Genomic DNA, 17,305 nt, shown 5'->3' on the forward strand with positions numbered 1-17,305 from the left:
ATTATGGCAGTCATGAAATTTCTGTGTGACACCAAACGCTGCATCGAGTGTAACGGTTGCGTCACAGCATGTAAAAACGAAAACGACTCTGCTTTAGAGTGGGGTATTCAGCGTCGCCGCGTGGTAACGCTTAATGATGGTGAACCAGGAGAAGCGTCAATCTCAGTAGCATGTATGCATTGTACCGATGCACCATGTATGGCTGTTTGTCCGGCCGACTGTTTCTACCGTACCGAAGACGGCATTGTGCTCCACAACAAAGATACTTGTATCGGTTGTGGCTATTGCTTTTATGCTTGCCCATTTGGCGCGCCGCAGTTCCCTAAAAAGACTGCATTTGGTAGTCGCGGTAAAATGGATAAGTGTACTTTCTGTGCTGGTGGCCCAGAAGAAGATCATTCAGAAGCCGAGCGTCTCAAATATGGCTCAAACCGTATTGCTGAAGGCAAATTACCAATGTGTGCTGAGCTTTGTTCAACCAAAGCTCTGTTGGCCGGTGATGCAGGCATAGTGTCTGATATTTATCGTCAACGTATGGCTGCACGCGGTAATCCAAATGTGATTTGGGGCTACAATCCTAAAACAGGTGAAATGGTTTAACCCAGAGCAATGGCTGCGATAATTTTCGCAGTCATATAAGGAGTGACAATGTTAACTTTAACGTTAAACAAATCACTGCGCAGGATGTTTGCTCTGTTGGTTCTGTGTATGGGATTGGGGTTGGTTACATCGACGGTTTATGCCGCCGATGAACAATCAAGTCAGCAACAAGCAAAGTCTAAAACCAGTGATGCAGATCTCTGGCGCGCAGTAAAAGCTGGCGAACCCGGATACAGTACAGACAAAGGCCTTGATGCTGATGTTCTGATTAATGTATCGGGTAATGAAGGCAAAATATTGCGAAATACTTACCTAAAACCAGCACTTGGCTTAGCCATAGTGGGGGTTTTTGGGGCCTTTTTAGTGTTTTACTTAGTCAATGGTCCATCAAGATTAAGTAAGGGCTTTTCAGGCAAAATGGTACTTCGTTGGAGCACAGCCGATCGTTGGTTACATTGGATTATGGCAGTATCTTGCCTAACCATGATGCTAACAGGTGTGATTATTATGCTTGGGCGACATCTCTTAGCCCCATATGTCGGAGACGGTATATGGGCAGGGGTTATAGCCTTCAGTAAATTTGCCCATGATTGGTCTAGCCCCATTTTTATGGTGTCTTGGCTAGCATGTATCATCAAATGGATGCCACTACAATTTTTCAAGATGTATGATTTGAAATGGTTTTTAGTGGTTGGCGGCTACATTAACTTTGGTCCGTTTAAAGGCAAACACCCAGACAGTGGTTTTGCCAATGCGGGTGAAAAAATGTGGTTTTGGACCTTAGCTATTTTTGGTCTAAGCATCAGTCTAAGCGGTATTATGTTAGTGTTTCCGACACTGGATTTGCCGCGTGAACTGTCGATGCTCGCTTTGTTGATACATGGTCTTAGTGCGACGATCTTAATCGCATTTACCATAGTGCATATTTGGATGGGAACCGTACTCAGTGAGGGCGGAATGGAGTGCATGTTATCGGGCTATTGTGACGAAAACTGGGCTTCACAACATCATAATGTGTGGTATGACGAAATCAAAGCCGATGGTACTTTAAAATACAAAGAGTAACCCTGGCACTCTGGTGTTAGTACACTAGTTGATTGCAGATATAAAACACCTTGTTAGGTCACTGACAAGGTGTTTTTTATTGACCATTTTAACTGCGTTATCGGCTTTTTAACGGCATAACGCCACCAAAAAGTCTCAGTTTTATCACTCACTGTTATGGTTATGGTTATGGGCCAACGATTCTTTGCCAAAACAACCTTGAGAGATCAACAGACGGTAATCAAAATAACGGTTTCATTTGAATCATTATTCAAAGTCAGTTAGTGTTTCTGACATTATTAAATTACAAGAAAACGAGTAATTTAGCCGGCTCGTTATGTGAACACACTAAAAAGACAAACCATGGTCGCTATTTCACGAAAATTTCAGTTTTTAACGTTTTCCATTATGTTGGCAGGCTGTTCTTCGATGCCGGCTGATGTTGGTGGCAATTGGATCGGTTTTACTGAGTCTGGCCAAGCCTCACATTATGCAGATAGATACCAAAATAAGAAAACGGCTAGCGGGGATCTTTATCGCCACAATCAAAAAACAGCAGCCCATAAAGATTTACCATTCGGTTCAAATGTAAAAGTCACCAATATTAATAATGGTAAAAGTGTTACCGTCAAAATCAATGATCGTGGTCCGTTTGTTAAAGGACGCATCATTGATCTTTCTAAGTCGGCTTTTAGCAGTATAGGCAATGTATCTACAGGTCTTCTTGACGTTAAAATCGAAGTGATCCGTTAGCGGGTACAAAGCTTGCTGTATACGTGAGTGTAAATATGTTTGGTCTGGCTTAGTAGCATAGGTTTTCAGGGTTTAGCAGGTAAATGTTATATTCTAAGGATGGTTAGTGGGACAGTCAGTACTGTTTTGCGTGTTATTTTTTAGTCCAGTAATTCATGCAGTAGACTTTCATCACGATATTGTCTCGAGTTTGCTTAATAGAACACCCCAGCAGATTTTGTATGACGGTTCTTATATCTCAATACCATTATCTCAATGGTGATGTAGCTAAAATATCTGTGTATGCACAAATATGATTATTCGAGTCTACCAAGGAATTGGTACTGATTTGCAACAACTAGTGCACAAAGATAGGCATACACTTTTATCTTTATCCTTCTAAAAGACTTTGGGGTCTCAATTCTCCAGATAGAAATATACACCAGCGACGTGCTGCTCATTTGCAGACGTTCTTTAAAAGGCATGGTAAATAGTTAACCATTAGGACTCATGACTCAGCTTATGCTGTTAGTGATGTTGTTACTTGGATATTGCCAGAGAATTTACCCCATATTGATATGGTTATCGCTCAGGTTGACGCTACAACCGGTAATCCTATGATTGTTCATTATATTGGTTTTGCGCCTAAAATTGATTTTTGATTATGACATGGCTAGGCATTATCGATTTGAACCATCGAAATATAACCACTAAGTAATGGCTTGGACTATTATTTAAAGTGGCGGTCGTACGGCATTTAGTGGCTGGTTGTGCAACGTTAATATTATCAAATAAACAACGTTATTTACTGTTGATTTGCTACCAAAGATAAACAGATATTATCTGGTGCTTCTAAGGATAAATGATTAACCCTAAAGAGAAATTATGAACATCATCGAGAAATCATTAGCAATCGCTTTACAAGCTTATTCGGGGAAACAAGATAAGGCAGGGAAAGCATATATTCTTCATCCACTTAGGGTCATGGCCAAAATGGATACGGAATACGAAATGGCTGTTGCCTTGCTTCACGATGTTATAGAAGATTCTGATTATACTGCTGAGTATCTCCTAGAAGAGGGTATCCCATTAGATGTAGTAAACGCAGTGCAATTGTTATCTAAGAGCGGTGATGAAAGTTACCATCAATTTATCAATCGCGTTAGCGCTAATCCATTGGCGGTCAAAGTTAAAATCGCTGATATTGAGGATAATATCAATATTTTACGTTTAAAGGTTATTGATGCAAAAGATCTTGAGCGGATGGCGAAATACCATGCAGCCTGGAAGACGCTGCAAACTTTAACGCCCATAACGTCATAAAATTAAAAAGTTTTCGTTACACCTGCTATTGTTGAGTAATTAAGCTAACATTCACTATTGTCTAACCGTAGTATTTGGATGAAATAAATAGGACTGGCTTTAAAAACGAGAGAGTTAATATGGATTTTAATTTACTGCGTTTGTGTGTGTATTTACTTTTTCTAAGTCTATGTAACCTAGTTTATCTCCCTTATGCTTGTGCAGCGGATAAGTTCGTTATAAATCACTCAGTCTCAGAAAGTGATCGACGCTATCAATATACTTATGAGCTGTTAGATTTAATTATTCAAGAGACCAATGCCGATTTTGGGGATGCTTCTATTGAGGTGACTAATCTGGTGATGAGTCGAAATCGGATATTTAAATCATTACAGGATGGCCAAACGATTAATGTTATGGCCGAAGCATCAAATGAAGAGTGGAATACAAAGCTCATTCCTATCCCTATCCCCATCCGCAAAGGCATTCAAGGGTTTAGAGTTTTTATTATTAAAAATGAAAATAAAAACTTGTTGGCCAATATTGATTCACTAGAGCAATTGATGAGGCTGCGAACCGGTTCAGGTAGTCAGTGGTCTACTAGGGTTGCTATGAAACAAGCAGGATTCGATGTGGTGGAGAGCGCGCAGTACGATAGTTTATTCAATATGCTTTCAAAAGGACGTTTTATCACATTTGGGCGTGGAGTGAATGAGGCTTATCAAGAGGTTGAGTTATTTCAAAAGCGTTATCCTGAATTAATTGTAGATGAACATATTGTGCTTAATATCCCTCTGGCGACTTATTATTATGTATCACCTACAAAGCCTAGGTTAGCGAATAGAATCAAGGTTGGTTTACTGAGAATGATTGAAAATGGCAAGTTTGATAAACTTTTCTATCAATGGCATTGCGAGTACTTAATGCGAAGTCAGCTTAACAAACGCAAATTATTTAAAATTAGTAACCCGCTGGTAGTCGAATCACAAATGACTTCGATTATGGGTAAAGACTTTTTGTTTAATTCAAGTTTGGATGCATCATCTATCTGTCAAAAGTACCTTAAACCATAATAACCAATGACAAATGGTTCAGTGAGTATTCTCTAAGTCGTTAAGAATACTTATTTATGCCGATTTAACCACTATTTGGAAATATTACTGCCGTTATGCTAGAGATTAACTATTCTATTGGTGACCTAAAAACCTCGATGCTGGTTGTAGAAGATCATCATTTTTACCTTCTTACTGAGGTATGGGTAAAGGCTGAAGAACTGAGCATCGGTGATAAAATAGTTGCTTGTAGTGATGCTGTCGCTGAGATAGACAAGATCAATAAAGTTGAAGATTCACATCATTGCCAAGATTTAAAAATAAGCCACAATCATAATTATTTTGTCACCACTACTCGTCCGGCTTTTCATGACACGCTTTGCGATAGGGCGCCAATCGATAAACTTGAACTTATGGCCTATGAGTTGGCCAATAGACCCTCTAACTATCCTGATGGTAGGCTAACCGGTTACCATGGTGGGCCTTGGGTTGCGGCTAAATATTTACATCGCGATCCCGACAAGGAAGTTATCGGTTGGGGCCGTGCCAATGACAGCATGTGCGCTGAAGATGCAGCTGTAAGTGATTTGAGGCAAAAATTGGGTGATGCGATTGTGCTACATCGAAGTAATGTAACTATTTCTCATGCCTATTTGAGAAAATATACTAAAAAAGGCCGCTTTGTGAATACAATGAGTCCTTGTATTCACTGTCGTGATAACTATGGTAGTGCACTAAATGACCTCACAGTTGGTGTGAGTAATTTAGCTAAAGACGGTCGTGATTATTTGCCCCTAGTCGAAGAGTCATCCTAAGTTACATATGGATTAACCACCCGAAACTCCAAATCAACAATCCCAGTTCAGCTTGAGATTAAGCCTATCTGCATATTTCATATCGCTCGATTTTATTGCACTAATGAATAAATTTTGCGGCAGCACTTATCTGGAAAACCTGACAGATAATGATTGTCGCAAGCGATGATATTGGATTTGGTAATAGGAATCTGTAGGCTTATTGTTGAATAAGAGCTTTAAGTTGATTTGCAACCGACGCTATTTTACGTCAAATTAGTTTCAGTGATTTAGGTTTATTATAGAACTGTTCAGCTGCCTTGTCTCACTACTAAGGAATTTACGTGAATATTTCAGAATCACACAGAAAAGAGCTTTTGGTTGCTAAATCGCTATTAGAAAACCCTGGGCTAGCGGTAAAAATAACTAGCTTTATAGGTACTCCTATTGAAAAAGGTTTAGCGTTACTACCTGAAAACTGGAATAAAAATATTGCCAAAGTCACAGAAAAATCGCTACTTAAAGCGTCTGATGCGGCGATATTTACAATGAAAGATATTCCCGGAGAACAGTCGTCTAATGTTTGGCATAAATTAGGCGTTGCGGTGAGTGGTGGTATGGGTGGTTTTTTTGGCTTAGCTGCAATTGCCGTTGAGCTTCCTATTTCGACAGCAATAATGTTGCGCTCTATCGCTGATATTGCTCGAAGTGAAGGCGAGTTGATTACTACGCTGGAAACCAAGATGGCTTGTTTAGAGGTCTTTGCATTAGGAGGCGCAAGTGATTTGGATGACAGTAGTGAATCAGGATACTTTGCCATACGCGCTACGCTAGCTAAATCTGTGTCTGAAGCCACTGAATTTATGCTTAAAAAAGGGCTTACCGATGAGGCCGCGCCTATTTTAGTTAAGTTAATCACTAAAATCGCTGAAAAGTTTGGCGTTCAAGTGACGCAAAAAGCTGCAGCTCAAGCTGTACCCGCTATCGGCGCAGCTGGTGGCGCAGTGATCAATACTTTGTTTATTGATCATTTTCAAGACATGGCCAGAGGGCATTTTATTGTACGAAAGTTAGAGCGAGTATACGGACATGAAAGTGTAAAAATCGCCTATGAATCGTTAGCTCAAAAAGGCAATAGATAACTTCACATGCGCAATTCATTTTGATAGCAAGCGTATTTCATACGCCAGTTTTATTACGCTGATACGTCAATTGGCTTTGTGTGCTAAATCAATTACTCGTTTGCTATCAGTGATGCAAACCGTTCGGTTTGGACTGGCTTAATTCATCTCTTATATTCAATAGCGGTTCTGTAAACACAAGCTCGCAGGTACATTATCGACCAGTAATACCCTAGCCAGACCATTATACTGCTCGCTGTGTTTGTTGAATAGATGACATAAAGCATCTATTCTTTATGCACTTAGCTATAACATCAAGCTGGATTTTTAGTCAGAGAAGGATAGCAATATGACACAACCTGTACCTGAACAGGCCGATAATACTAAGTCGTCAACAACCGACGATCTACAGCCAAACAACAAGGCTGTTAAACGTGAAGAGCGGCAGAAGCAGTCAACAAAAGTAGAGATAGCGTTGACAGGTTCAGAGCGTGAAGCTGTGGATGAGCATGGCAGTCTTTCATCTCTCACCGTCTATTCTATTATTCTGCGTGAAGGTCAGGAGGAGCTGCAGCGGCCGCTACTCTCTTTGTGGTGGTCTGGTATCGCGGCTGGTATCGGTATTTCATCATCGGTGTTGGCTGAAGGTATCATCCGAAGTAATCTAGGCTCCGATCACCCTTATTTGTCGCTTATTGAAAGCCTTGGATACACTTTTGGTTTTGTACTCGTCATTTTAGCAAGACTGCAGCTGTTTACTGAAAACACCATCACAGTCGTACTGCCGCTGCTAGCCAGCACAACACAGCGTCGTCTGGTGTGTACTGCTCGCTTGTGGGCTGTGGTATTGGCCGCTAATTTCGTTGGCACTTTGTTTACCGCGGCTATTTTCGTTCACGGTAGCGTTTTAACAGAAGAGATCCTTAGCGCGGTTCTCCAGATATCACGCCATGTCGCCGAGTTAACGCCGGCAGAGACACTGATGCGCGGCATTCCGGCGGGCTTTTTTATAGCCGTACTGGTGTGGATGTTGCCCTCGGCAAAAGGGTCTGAAGTGCTGGTTATTATTATGTTTACATGGTTAATTGCAGCTGGAGGCTTTACTCATGTTATTGCTGGCTCCAATGAAATATTTAGCCTTGTTGTCAATGGGGAGATGAATATGTTCACTGCGCTATCACACCATATCGGTCCCATGCTGCTGGGCAATATTATTGGCGGTACAGGGCTGTTCGCCATGTTAGCTTATGGCCAAGTTAGAGAAGAAATGTAAATTTCATATTGAAACAAGTGATGTTGTCTATTCTCAACATGGCTGACATGGTTGTTTTTATATGATTTACTGGAGCCATTTCATCAGGCGCTTGATTTATAATGAGTCAGCACCTGTCTTAAATGATGACGATGTTGGATGACCCATATCGTCTCACATAGCTTAGTCCTGTTATGCAGGTTACAGCAGCGTAATACTCTTTTAAGGATTTAATCATGTCTTTGCTGCTAACGGTTTTAGCAACCACATTGCTTGCTGGTTTGGCTATGCCATTAGGGGCCTTAATTGCCCGTTTTGAGAACGTCAGCAGTGAGTGGCTTGAGCAGGAGTTTAGGCACAGTGTCATGGCTTTTGGCGGTGGGGCACTATTGTCTGCCGTTGCTTTGGTTTTAGTACCAGAGGGTATAGCGCATCTTAAGCCATTATCTGCTTGTATCTGGTTTATGGTCGGTGGGCTGAGCTTTATGGCCCTTGATATTTACCTGCAAAAAATAGCGACGCCTGCTAGCCAGCTTGCTGCAATGCTGGCTGACTTTATCCCTGAGTCCATTGCTCTGGGAGCCGCATTTGCAACGGGCAGCAGTAATGCATTTTTACTTGCAGGGTTAATCGCGCTCCAAAATGTGCCAGAAGGATTTAGTGCTTATCGTGAGTTAAATGGCTCTTCTGCTTTTCGGCCCCATAAAATTATTCTTATGTTTTGTTTTATGGCATTGCTGGGTCCCATAGCAGCCATGTCTGGCTATTTATGGCTTTCAGAGTCGCCAAAAGTGATTGCCGCAGTCATGCTGTTTGCCTCTGGCGGTATTCTCTATTCAATATTTCAAGATTTAGCTCCTCAGGTAAAACTAGAACAACGTTGGGCACCGCCAATGGGAGCTGTATTAGGGTTTTGCCTTGGTATGCTGGGGTTAATGTTAACCGCATAATCAATACTATCGTTAGGTAACATTGGACAATCTCCAGACGACAAAGAGAGTCAACAAAAAAGGATGATGCTCAGTTAACTTATCTACATTTAACCATCGTTGTGCCAGCCTTTATGTCGAGTAGATAATTAACTCTGTGGATTTTTGCTTAGCCGGTCGACGGCCTCACATATCATTAACCTCTGTTGTTATCTTTTCGGTATCTGAATGATATAACTTGTGTGACAGACGGTAATTATTGCTGCAGGGTTTTATCTGTCTCAGGTAGAATGCCGACCCAGCACTTCGTTTTTTATTTTTGGATATCCTCTAAATGCAAATCAATCGTGTACTTCTGACCGCTGTCGGTAGTGTTTTACTGGCTATGGTGACCATTCAATCCGGCGCTTCTTTAGCCAAGCAACTTTTCCCTTTGGTTGGGCCAGAAGGCACCACCGCTTTGCGTTTAGGCTTTGCTGCTACCGTACTTTGGTTGGTGTTTCGCCCATGGCGAGCATTACCACAAGGCCGAGATTGGCAGAGCATTATTATTTATGGCCTATGTTTAGGTGGGATGAATATCCTGTTTTACTTAGCCATTGATCGCATTCCTCTGGGGATAGCTGTTGCGCTGGAGTTCACTGGCCCTTTAGCTGTCGCTTTATTTGGCTCTAAGCGCAAAAGTGATCTGTTTTGGGTTGCCTGTGCTATTGCGGGGATTTTGCTGTTAATGCCTGATTTATCTAGCGCACAAGGGCTTGATCTCACTGGTGCATTAATGGCATTAGGCGCCGGAGCATGTTGGGCTGGTTACATTTTGTTTGGAACTCGCACAGGCAAGCAAGCATCAGGTGGCATCACCGTTGCCTTAGGCATGACTGTTGCTGCAGTCGTTCTGGTACCTATTGGCGCAGTTAGCCAAGGCATGGCATTACTGAGCTGGGAAGTGTTACCGCTTGGATTATTAGTCGGGGTGTTATCCAGTGCTTTGCCTTATTCTTTGGAAATGGTGGCCTTGAGAAATATGCCGACACAAGCTTTTAGTGTGTTGATGAGTTTAGAGCCTGCAATTGCCGCATTGGCGGGTTTTATTATTTTAAGTGAGCAATTGACCTTGCTCCAGTGGGCCGCAATCGGTTTAGTGATTATCGCTTCTATCGGCAGTAGTTTTACGCCTAAAAAAGCCATTGAGATGGGCGTGTAGCTTTGTTTATAGTTTTTGTTTGCTTAATACATTGATATTTATGCTTTGGCTTGTCGTTAAAGTTGCTACGAGCCACAATGGCTAGCTTATGCTGGCTGTATGTTTAGGGTTAACTTTGAAGCTGTAATTATAATTTTTCGCTCATTGATTCCAGCTATGGATTCTAGGTGTCGCCAGCCATATTTTTCACATCTTGTCGCTCATCGTTTTTATCGCCGATAGGTCACAGGCACAATGATCAAGATAGCAGCTTAATGTTTTTCTGCTTAGAACCGTAATGTTATCGATTAATAAATGGCGATATTAGCCACGTATTATGTGGTTGTTAAATCTACTGTGGCGCAGAAGAGGAGATAAAAGACTAGACTGTTTTTTTATTATTTAGGCTTTATACTTCCCGGCTGTTTTGTCTTTATAGAATGTAAAACATGAAAAGTTGGATATTTTTAAGTGTGGCCATTTTAACTGAAGTGGTAGCCACTTCAGCGCTAAAAGCCAGTGATGGATTTTCAAAATTAGCGCCTTCAATCGTAGTTGTTGTCGGCTACGTATTATCTTTTTATTTTTTATCACTCGCACTAAAAAGCATTCCTGTCGGTGTTGCTTACGCTACTTGGGCTGGACTGGGTATCGTATTAATTACACTTATCGCTTGGGTGATGTATGGGCAAAAATTAGATTTAGGTGCACTGGTGGGGATGGCGTTCATTTTAGTCGGTGTCGTTGTGATGAATTTATTCTCAAATGTGACTCCGCATTAGCGCGTTAACTAATAAGTAGGCATGAGCTATTGAGCCCTGGTCTGTTAAGTAACGGTATTGATTAGCAACTTATGGTGCTCATTCGTCGTCCGTTTCGGGGCAATAAAAAGGGCTTAACAATGATAGTCATTGTTAAGCCCTTTTTTGTATCAGTGGTCACTCAAGCCCAAACGATCAATGAGCTTATCGTTTGGGTTATCAGTACTATTACCACGCCATGTCTAAAATCTTGCGACTGGTAGTTAAATCTACTTTGCCGCTTTCAGATAATGCCGTCATACCGTGTGCTTCTAAAGCATCTATCACTAGGCCAAGCTGATCTTGAGTGACACCATGATCGCGCAAGCGTGTCGGTAACCCTACTTGCTTGAAGAACGCCTCTGTTTTATCAATCGCTTGATCTACACGGCTGCCTTCATCACCTTCAGTAATATCCCAAACGCGTGCAGCGTATTGCACTAATTTAGCGTGCTTTTGCTCTTTCAATACGCGCCATAATGATGGCAACACAACGGCTAAGGTTTGCGCATGGTCAATATGGAATAATGCAGTTAACTCATGGCCAATCATGTGCGTCGACCAATCTAAAGGAACGCCAGTGCCGATCATGCCGTTTAAGGCCGATGTTGCACTCCACATTAAGTTAGCACGAGCATCATAATTGGTTGGTTCTTCAACCGTAATAGGACCAACTTCGATTAGGGTACGTAAAATACCTTCAGCCATGCGGTCTTGTACACGGGCATCAACAGGATAGGTCGCATATTGCTCAAGTACGTGTACAAATGCATCGACTACACCATTTGCCACTTGGATTTTTGGTAAGCTAAAAGTCAATTCTGGATCAAGCATGGCAAACGTTGGGTAAACGCATGGATGATTTACTGGGAATTTACCACCTTTATAGCTGACTACTGCAAAGGCGTTCATTTCAGAACCCGTCGCAGGAAGCGTTGCAATAACTCCCAGTGGAATAACCTTGTCGTTAGCCACGGGTACCGGTGTAAAGCCGTGATGTAATAAGCTTGCCGTGTCGCCATCAAACTGAGTCGCTAAAGCGATAAACTTAGTACCGTCCATCACTGAGCCACCACCAACAGCGAGTAAGAAGTCGATGTTTTCTTTACGAGCAACTTCAACCGCTTTAATGAGTGTGTCGTACTTAGGGTTCGCTTCAATGCCGCCGAACTCAAATACTACGCGGTCACCTAATGCAGCTTTAACTTTATCTAATGTGCCAAAACGCTGAACGCTGCCACCGCCATAAGTGATTAATACTCTTGCATTGGCTGGAACAAGCTGATCTAACTCTGCGATACGGTCTTTACCGAAAACAACATGTGTAGGGTTACGATAATCAAAATTAAGCATAATAGACGCCTTTTGGTTTTGCGCTGAAACAAAGAGTTGGCTTCTTGTGTATATAGGTTTTTTATACACAACAGCAACGATAAATCATCTGGCTATGATAGCCCTTTGAGTCAAAATAAACATACACAGAACTATCGTGTTCATGCCTATTCCTATCTTTATTATATAAATATGATGGTTTTTAGATAAATTAAATACCTTTTTCTGCTTTTTTGCTAGTATCAATACCATAATTTATTCTGAGGGAAAGTGTATGAGTGAGATAGCAAGATTAATGGCGCCGCTTGCGCCTAAAGAAGGCGTTAATCATACTCATTTAGCGGGTGTTAATGTATTTCGTAGCTCGCAGTATGGCGCGCGTGGACCAATGTGCTACTCGCAAGGTGTACTCATTGTTGGCCAAGGTAAAAAGCGGGTTTACTTAGACAATCAAAGCTTCGATTACGATCGCCAGCGTTCATTAGTGATGACGGTACCATTGCCGGTAGAGTGTGAAACCTTCGCCAGTATTGAAGAACCGGTATTAGTGTTGATGGTTGATATCGACTTAGTACAGCTTAATTATATTATTCGGCTGATGGACGAGCATAATCAAATCCCCAAAGATTTAAATGAATCGCGTCAGAGTGGTTTTTTTGTTGCAGACAACACTGAAGACATGGATTGTAGCGTGATTAGACTATTGCAAGCATTGCAATCACCGCTTGAGGCTAAAGTGATGGGTGAGGCGTTAGTGCTTGAGCTGTTATATCGTTTGTTAGACTCACCTAACGCAGCGCCATTGTATGCATTATCCTTAAGCCACACACGTTTATCTAGGGTTGAAAAAGCCCTCAGTTATATTCATAAGCATTATGGTGAGTCGGTCGAAGTCGACACATTAGCCAGCCTAGTTAATATGAGCCCGTCTGCATTTCATCGTTGCTTTAAAGAAGTCACCGCATCTTCACCGATACAATACTTGAAGAAAATTCGCCTGAATAAGGCAAAAGCATTACTGCAACTGCAAAAACTCAAGGTCAAAGAGGTATCGACACAAGTGGGTTATGAAAGTACTGCCCAGTTTAGTCGTGAGTTTAAACGCTACTTTGATCAAAGCCCGGGCGAGTGCGCTAGGTTATAATATTTTATATCGATAAGGTGCTATAAACCCATCTTGTGTTTTCTGTTAAGGTTTCCTTATGTCAGCTGCACCAACGCAAATTACCTTTTTTGAATTTTTAACGCCGTTAGTCGCATCTGGACTAAAAACCATTACTATCCGCGATATAAGCGAGAGCCATTACCAACCTGGTAGCCAAGTTGAGGTGTTCACCCTCGAAACCCATATTAAAGTGTGTGACATTATGATTTTGGCGGTTGAGCCATTAGCCTTTGCTGACATTAATGAGTTTCATGCCGCCCAAGAAAGCTTGCCATTAGCAGAGTTAAAGCTGCTTATTCAGAAGGTCTATCCTAATCAGCCAACATTATTTATGATTTCATTTAAATTGGTTGCTGCTTAATCGCTATTATTTCCCTAAATGCTGCACTAAGACTAAGACTAAGACTAAGAGCATCCAGATTCTATTTTATTCCTAACCAATTATTCGATAGTGCGCGATCTAGCCTTTATTTTATCTGTTTGTTTTGGTTGCGGCATAAACTGTTTCATTGGCGATCTAACAGCAGTGTCTAAAACATGATCTGCTTAACAAATGGGTAAGGATAAGCGTGTTAGTTTATGTATTTGTTGGCGAGTTCGCATTTTAGCAATTTATAAAGTGTTATTTTGATTTCCTGCATCTACAGTGCGTCTTTTATTTAGCGCTTTTTATCAATGGTTTTTGCTCTCAGTGACTCATTCAGTTAGGATTTTTTATGTCTCCAATTATTCAATCAGCCAGTCATGAGCTGATTAAACCTTATCAGTCAAATATTACGGTACCCAATTGGATGATCAGTTCTATGGAGCGGGTGATGCAATATTATGTTGATAAGAATTTGCGTCTCGACACCATCTCAACAGACCGCATGCCTAAGCCCGTTGAAGGCAAAAAATACATGTTGTACGCACACATTCCGTTTTGCCATACCTTGTGTTCATTTTGTACTTTTCACCGATTTTTATTCCGTGAAGACAAAGCGCGCGAATATTTTGTGGCGCTGCGCAAAGAAATGCAAATGGCCAAAGATTTAGGCTATGAGTTTGAATCTATGTACATTGGTGGCGGAACGACTACCGTACTTGAAGATGAATTAGCCCGCACAATTGAACACGCAAAAAATCTGTTTCCTGGCATTAAAGAAGTCTCTTGTGAGTCGGATCCACAACATTTAGCCAGCCCTGAGTTTAAGCAGTTAAAAGGTTTGGTCGACAGAATGTCGATTGGGGTACAAAGCTTTGACGACGGCATTTTAAAAATGACTGATCGATTAGATAAGTTTGGTTCAGGCCAGCAAACCTTTGACCGCATTATGGCAGCTAAAGAGCTATTTCCGATCATTAACGTTGATTTGATTTTTGGCTTTCGTGGGCAAACAGAAGAGATTATTCGGTCTGACCTTGAAATGGCGTCTAAACTCGATCCGCGCCAAATTACCACTTATCCATTGATGATCACCCATCAAACGCGTAAAAGTGTCAAAGCAGATCTGGCAGCACCTCATGGTGAAATGGTTAATCAGTACCGCCAAATTTTAAATCGCTTAACTGGGCAATATACTCAATTGTCTGCATGGGCGTTTGGTAAAACCAATGATGAAGGTTTTGATGAGTATGTGATCGACTATGATGAATATCTTGGTGTCGGTTCAGGCTCATTTAGTTTTTTAAATGACACCTTATATGTAAATACTTTTTCGCTAAAAAAATATCAACAACGTATTGCTGAAGGTCGAATGGCTGTTGAGCAACAGAAAAAATATCAGCTAAAAGAAGTCATGCAGTATCGTTTTTTACTGGGGATGTTTTCTGGGCGTTTATCGCGTCAATATTTTCGCGATACTTTTAACGTTAATCTAGATACCGCCTTGTTTAAAGAAATGGCATCAATGAAAGCGATGGGGGCACTGAAAAATGATCCTATTAATCCTGACAAACTGATTGTGACCGATAATGGCAAAATGCTCGGATTATTGATGATGAAGGAGTTTTACTCGGGTATGGACAATGTGCGCGCCCAATTACGTCAACCACTTGCTGAAGCGGATATGTGATCCTGTGATCAACCACCAAAGGCCGTGTTAATCACGGCCTTTTTGTTATACTCAAGGTTCTTTTTAACTACACTTTTTTAGGTGAGTTGCATGGCTAATATTCTTTTGCTTGCCAATATTAATTGTGATCGCATTCTAATGCTTGATAAACCCTTACAAACCGGTGGTCGATTTCATTATCAAGACGGTGGGTTACGTTTAGGCGGTGGCGGCGCGAACACTGGCTTAGGTTTAGTATGGGCCCAGCACAATGTGTCATTGGTGAGTGAGGTTGGCAGTGATGATATTGGCGATTGGATTTTAGCTAAGGCCAGCACTTTAGGGCTTGATTGTCGCTTAGTGCATCGTTTTAATGGCAATACGTGTGAGATGCTATTGGTGATGACCCCAGATGGTGAGCGCACCATTATTCGCCCTCAGCGACCTATTTTTGAACTGCCAGTGCCGCCTAAATGGCATCATTGGGATGCCTTTTATATTAACTCTTCGGCAAAAGGTGCTGGTGTTTGGGCGGCAAATGCTATTGCATCCAATCCTAACTGCAAAGTGATATCTCAACTGGCGAAAGATGAACGTAACCGTCCTTGTCATGTACTCATCGCGTCGATTACCGACATGCAAGGACGCTGTAATCAAGACCCATGGCTATTTGCTTACGCGATTGCGGGTGATGCATTGGAGTACTTTATTGTCACCGATGGTGACCAGGGAGCTATGGTGTACAGTGCCGACGGTGAACAACATGTGCCCGCGGTTACTGCTGACGTTATTGACACCACTGGGGCCGGCGATGCTTATGCTGCTGGGGTTATTCATGGTTTATGTCAGCAGATGTCAATTACCGATGCGATGCATGAAGGCGCTTTGTGGGCCTCATTTGCCGTTGCCACCCAAAGCTCAATTCCTGGCGAGGCCTTAAAACAGTACTTAAGTTAACGGCTATGAGTAATGATTAACTTTGAGGATGAATACATGTCTATGCACATGACTAAAATAGTCTTCGATTGTCATTTTAGTGTCATTGTTAGCGCTTATGATAAGCCCGTCTAAACAACTTTTATAGTGTCGGATGGTTAAGATCATTTTTCACTATGTTTTTAAGTATTATCTCCCATTATATTTATGGCCTTACTCTTCCCCAGTAAGGCTTTTTTTTGTCTGAAAATTGGGTATATTGGCACTCTGTAATCATGTTTAAGCAAGGACCCGCTGGATGAGTAAGCTATGGGTGAAAGGTATTTCTGGGTTATATTTAGGTGATCAAGTGCAAATGCATAATGGTGTTGCCAGTTGCATTAACCAAAAACATATCGCTAAGCAGTTGACCGTGCAATTTGATCGAGTTATCGGTAATAGCGAGGCTGATCCTAAGCATCATGGCGGGCTAGATAGAGTGCTGCATCATTTCCCGCGAGAGCATTATGGTCAGTACCGCCGCTGGGATTTAATGTCGACCTTTTTTGATGCACCTTCAATGGGTGAGAATATCAGTACTGTCGGCCTTAATGAGGCGCAAGTTTATATTGGTGATATAGTCCAAATTGGCGATGTGACATTACAAGTTACCCAGCCGCGATCACCTTGTTTTAAACTCAACTTGCAATTTGGTCACCCTAAATTTGCTTTAGCAATGCAAGAAAGTCGCATGTGTGGCTGGTTTTACCGAGTGCTATCGGAAGGCGATATTAATCCGAATGACAGTATTGTTTTGTTAGAAAGAAAAACGGATATCAGTGTAGCTAAAGCGATGCAGATATATTTTTTAGCAGAATTTGATGCTGCGCAATATCAGATACTGCTTGAATGTGAAGGTTTAGCGCAAACTTGGGTTAACTCATTACAGCGCCGACTTGATCAACAAAGTATAGAAGATTGGGCGATGCGCTTGTATGGCAATGCCAGTTAGTTAACCATAATATTATAAGAAATCTTGATAAGGAATATC

At 41.6% G+C, this 17,305-nt stretch carries 17 protein-coding genes and 1 pseudogene; 17 read left to right on the forward strand and 1 reads right to left on the reverse strand.

The annotated features are described in order from the left end of the window. Positions 1-3 precede the first annotated feature (3 nt). The 12 genes and pseudogenes from fdh3B (at position 4) to H5114_RS18715 (ending at position 10,791) form a co-directional block, all read left to right on the forward strand. A complete protein-coding gene (gene fdh3B / locus H5114_RS18655; RefSeq protein WP_124017767.1) occupies positions 4-600 on the forward strand; it encodes a formate dehydrogenase FDH3 subunit beta in 597 nt (198 codons plus the stop codon). Between the two features lie 48 nt (positions 601-648). After that, entirely contained in the window at positions 649-1,665 is a 1,017-nt protein-coding gene (locus tag H5114_RS18660; RefSeq protein ID WP_124017766.1) for a formate dehydrogenase subunit gamma, read from the forward strand. A 342-nt stretch (positions 1,666-2,007) separates the two neighbouring features. Then, the gene (locus H5114_RS18665; RefSeq protein WP_124017790.1) at positions 2,008-2,397 is read left to right on the forward strand and encodes a septal ring lytic transglycosylase RlpA family protein; all 390 of its coding nucleotides are present in this window, start codon (positions 2,008-2,010) and stop codon (positions 2,395-2,397) included. A 416-nt stretch (positions 2,398-2,813) separates the two neighbouring features. Continuing rightward, positions 2,814-3,038, forward strand: a pseudogene (locus H5114_RS20755) (DUF1287 domain-containing protein). Positions 3,039-3,261: 223 nt separating this feature from the next. Beyond that, complete coding sequence (locus H5114_RS18680) at positions 3,262-3,699, forward strand: GTP pyrophosphokinase (protein ID WP_124017765.1); 438 nt, start codon at positions 3,262-3,264, stop codon at positions 3,697-3,699. A 119-nt stretch (positions 3,700-3,818) separates the two neighbouring features. Further along, a complete protein-coding gene (locus tag H5114_RS18685; protein WP_182723746.1) occupies positions 3,819-4,751 on the forward strand; it encodes a hypothetical protein in 933 nt (310 codons plus the stop codon). Between the two features lie 95 nt (positions 4,752-4,846). Continuing rightward, on the forward strand, positions 4,847-5,545 hold the full coding sequence (locus H5114_RS18690; RefSeq protein ID WP_182698712.1) for a polymorphic toxin-type HINT domain-containing protein: 699 nt from the start codon (positions 4,847-4,849) through the stop codon (positions 5,543-5,545). Between the two features lie 323 nt (positions 5,546-5,868). Next, positions 5,869-6,666: an EcsC family protein gene (locus tag H5114_RS18695; RefSeq protein WP_124017762.1), complete on the forward strand. Its 798-nt coding sequence runs from the start codon at positions 5,869-5,871 to the stop codon at positions 6,664-6,666. A gap of 328 nt (positions 6,667-6,994) precedes the next feature. Further along, on the forward strand, positions 6,995-7,918 hold the full coding sequence (locus tag H5114_RS18700; RefSeq protein WP_124017761.1) for a formate/nitrite transporter family protein: 924 nt from the start codon (positions 6,995-6,997) through the stop codon (positions 7,916-7,918). A gap of 215 nt (positions 7,919-8,133) precedes the next feature. Continuing rightward, positions 8,134-8,847, forward strand: coding sequence for a ZIP family metal transporter (locus H5114_RS18705; RefSeq protein WP_124017760.1), 714 nt, complete (start codon positions 8,134-8,136; stop codon positions 8,845-8,847). A 313-nt stretch (positions 8,848-9,160) separates the two neighbouring features. Beyond that, positions 9,161-10,030: a DMT family transporter gene (locus tag H5114_RS18710; protein WP_182723747.1), complete on the forward strand. Its 870-nt coding sequence runs from the start codon at positions 9,161-9,163 to the stop codon at positions 10,028-10,030. Positions 10,031-10,458: 428 nt separating this feature from the next. Continuing rightward, a complete protein-coding gene (locus tag H5114_RS18715; RefSeq protein ID WP_124017758.1) occupies positions 10,459-10,791 on the forward strand; it encodes a multidrug efflux SMR transporter in 333 nt (110 codons plus the stop codon). Between the two features lie 207 nt (positions 10,792-10,998). Here H5114_RS18715 and H5114_RS18720 read toward each other — a convergent pair whose 3' ends face one another. Then, a complete protein-coding gene (locus H5114_RS18720) occupies positions 10,999-12,162 on the reverse strand; it encodes an iron-containing alcohol dehydrogenase (protein WP_182723748.1) in 1,164 nt (387 codons plus the stop codon). Between the two features lie 253 nt (positions 12,163-12,415). On the opposite strand from H5114_RS18720, the gene H5114_RS18725 reads away from it, so the two are divergent. The 5 genes from H5114_RS18725 to H5114_RS18745 all read left to right on the forward strand — a co-directional run bounded on the left by H5114_RS18725 (position 12,416) and on the right by H5114_RS18745 (position 17,266). Next, complete coding sequence (locus H5114_RS18725) at positions 12,416-13,285, forward strand: AraC family transcriptional regulator (protein WP_124017756.1); 870 nt, start codon at positions 12,416-12,418, stop codon at positions 13,283-13,285. A gap of 58 nt (positions 13,286-13,343) precedes the next feature. Then, positions 13,344-13,667, forward strand: a complete 324-nt coding sequence (gene yqfB / locus H5114_RS18730; RefSeq protein WP_182723749.1) for a N(4)-acetylcytidine aminohydrolase — start codon at positions 13,344-13,346, stop codon at positions 13,665-13,667. A gap of 355 nt (positions 13,668-14,022) precedes the next feature. Beyond that, on the forward strand, positions 14,023-15,360 hold the full coding sequence (locus tag H5114_RS18735; protein WP_124017754.1) for a coproporphyrinogen III oxidase family protein: 1,338 nt from the start codon (positions 14,023-14,025) through the stop codon (positions 15,358-15,360). 90 nt (positions 15,361-15,450) lie between these two features. Then, a complete protein-coding gene (locus H5114_RS18740; protein ID WP_182698718.1) occupies positions 15,451-16,296 on the forward strand; it encodes a PfkB family carbohydrate kinase in 846 nt (281 codons plus the stop codon). Positions 16,297-16,573: 277 nt separating this feature from the next. Beyond that, entirely contained in the window at positions 16,574-17,266 is a 693-nt protein-coding gene (locus tag H5114_RS18745; RefSeq protein ID WP_124017752.1) for an MOSC domain-containing protein, read from the forward strand. Positions 17,267-17,305 lie beyond the last annotated feature (39 nt).

This window comes from Shewanella sp. SR43-8, from assembly GCF_014163775.1.
In the GTDB taxonomy this organism is placed as follows: domain Bacteria; phylum Pseudomonadota; class Gammaproteobacteria; order Enterobacterales; family Shewanellaceae; genus Shewanella; species Shewanella vesiculosa.

What these genes read in the sequence shown, in the direction of transcription:
- fdh3B (WP_124017767.1), top strand. Translation starts at nt 4, where the DNA reads ATGGCAGTCATGAAATTTCTGTGTGACACCAAACGCTGCATCGAGTGT.
- H5114_RS18660 (WP_124017766.1), top strand. Translation starts at nt 649, where the DNA reads ATGTTAACTTTAACGTTAAACAAATCACTGCGCAGGATGTTTGCTCTG.
- H5114_RS18665 (WP_124017790.1), top strand. Translation starts at nt 2,008, where the DNA reads ATGGTCGCTATTTCACGAAAATTTCAGTTTTTAACGTTTTCCATTATG.
- H5114_RS18680 (WP_124017765.1), top strand. Translation starts at nt 3,262, where the DNA reads ATGAACATCATCGAGAAATCATTAGCAATCGCTTTACAAGCTTATTCG.
- H5114_RS18685 (WP_182723746.1), top strand. Translation starts at nt 3,819, where the DNA reads ATGGATTTTAATTTACTGCGTTTGTGTGTGTATTTACTTTTTCTAAGT.
- H5114_RS18690 (WP_182698712.1), top strand. Translation starts at nt 4,847, where the DNA reads ATGCTAGAGATTAACTATTCTATTGGTGACCTAAAAACCTCGATGCTG.
- H5114_RS18700 (WP_124017761.1), top strand. Translation starts at nt 6,995, where the DNA reads ATGACACAACCTGTACCTGAACAGGCCGATAATACTAAGTCGTCAACA.
- H5114_RS18705 (WP_124017760.1), top strand. Translation starts at nt 8,134, where the DNA reads ATGTCTTTGCTGCTAACGGTTTTAGCAACCACATTGCTTGCTGGTTTG.
- H5114_RS18710 (WP_182723747.1), top strand. Translation starts at nt 9,161, where the DNA reads ATGCAAATCAATCGTGTACTTCTGACCGCTGTCGGTAGTGTTTTACTG.
- H5114_RS18715 (WP_124017758.1), top strand. Translation starts at nt 10,459, where the DNA reads ATGAAAAGTTGGATATTTTTAAGTGTGGCCATTTTAACTGAAGTGGTA.
- H5114_RS18720 (WP_182723748.1), bottom strand. Translation starts at nt 12,162, where the DNA reads ATGCTTAATTTTGATTATCGTAACCCTACACATGTTGTTTTCGGTAAA.
- H5114_RS18725 (WP_124017756.1), top strand. Translation starts at nt 12,416, where the DNA reads ATGAGTGAGATAGCAAGATTAATGGCGCCGCTTGCGCCTAAAGAAGGC.
- yqfB (WP_182723749.1), top strand. Translation starts at nt 13,344, where the DNA reads ATGTCAGCTGCACCAACGCAAATTACCTTTTTTGAATTTTTAACGCCG.
- H5114_RS18735 (WP_124017754.1), top strand. Translation starts at nt 14,023, where the DNA reads ATGTCTCCAATTATTCAATCAGCCAGTCATGAGCTGATTAAACCTTAT.
- H5114_RS18740 (WP_182698718.1), top strand. Translation starts at nt 15,451, where the DNA reads ATGGCTAATATTCTTTTGCTTGCCAATATTAATTGTGATCGCATTCTA.
- H5114_RS18745 (WP_124017752.1), top strand. Translation starts at nt 16,574, where the DNA reads ATGAGTAAGCTATGGGTGAAAGGTATTTCTGGGTTATATTTAGGTGAT.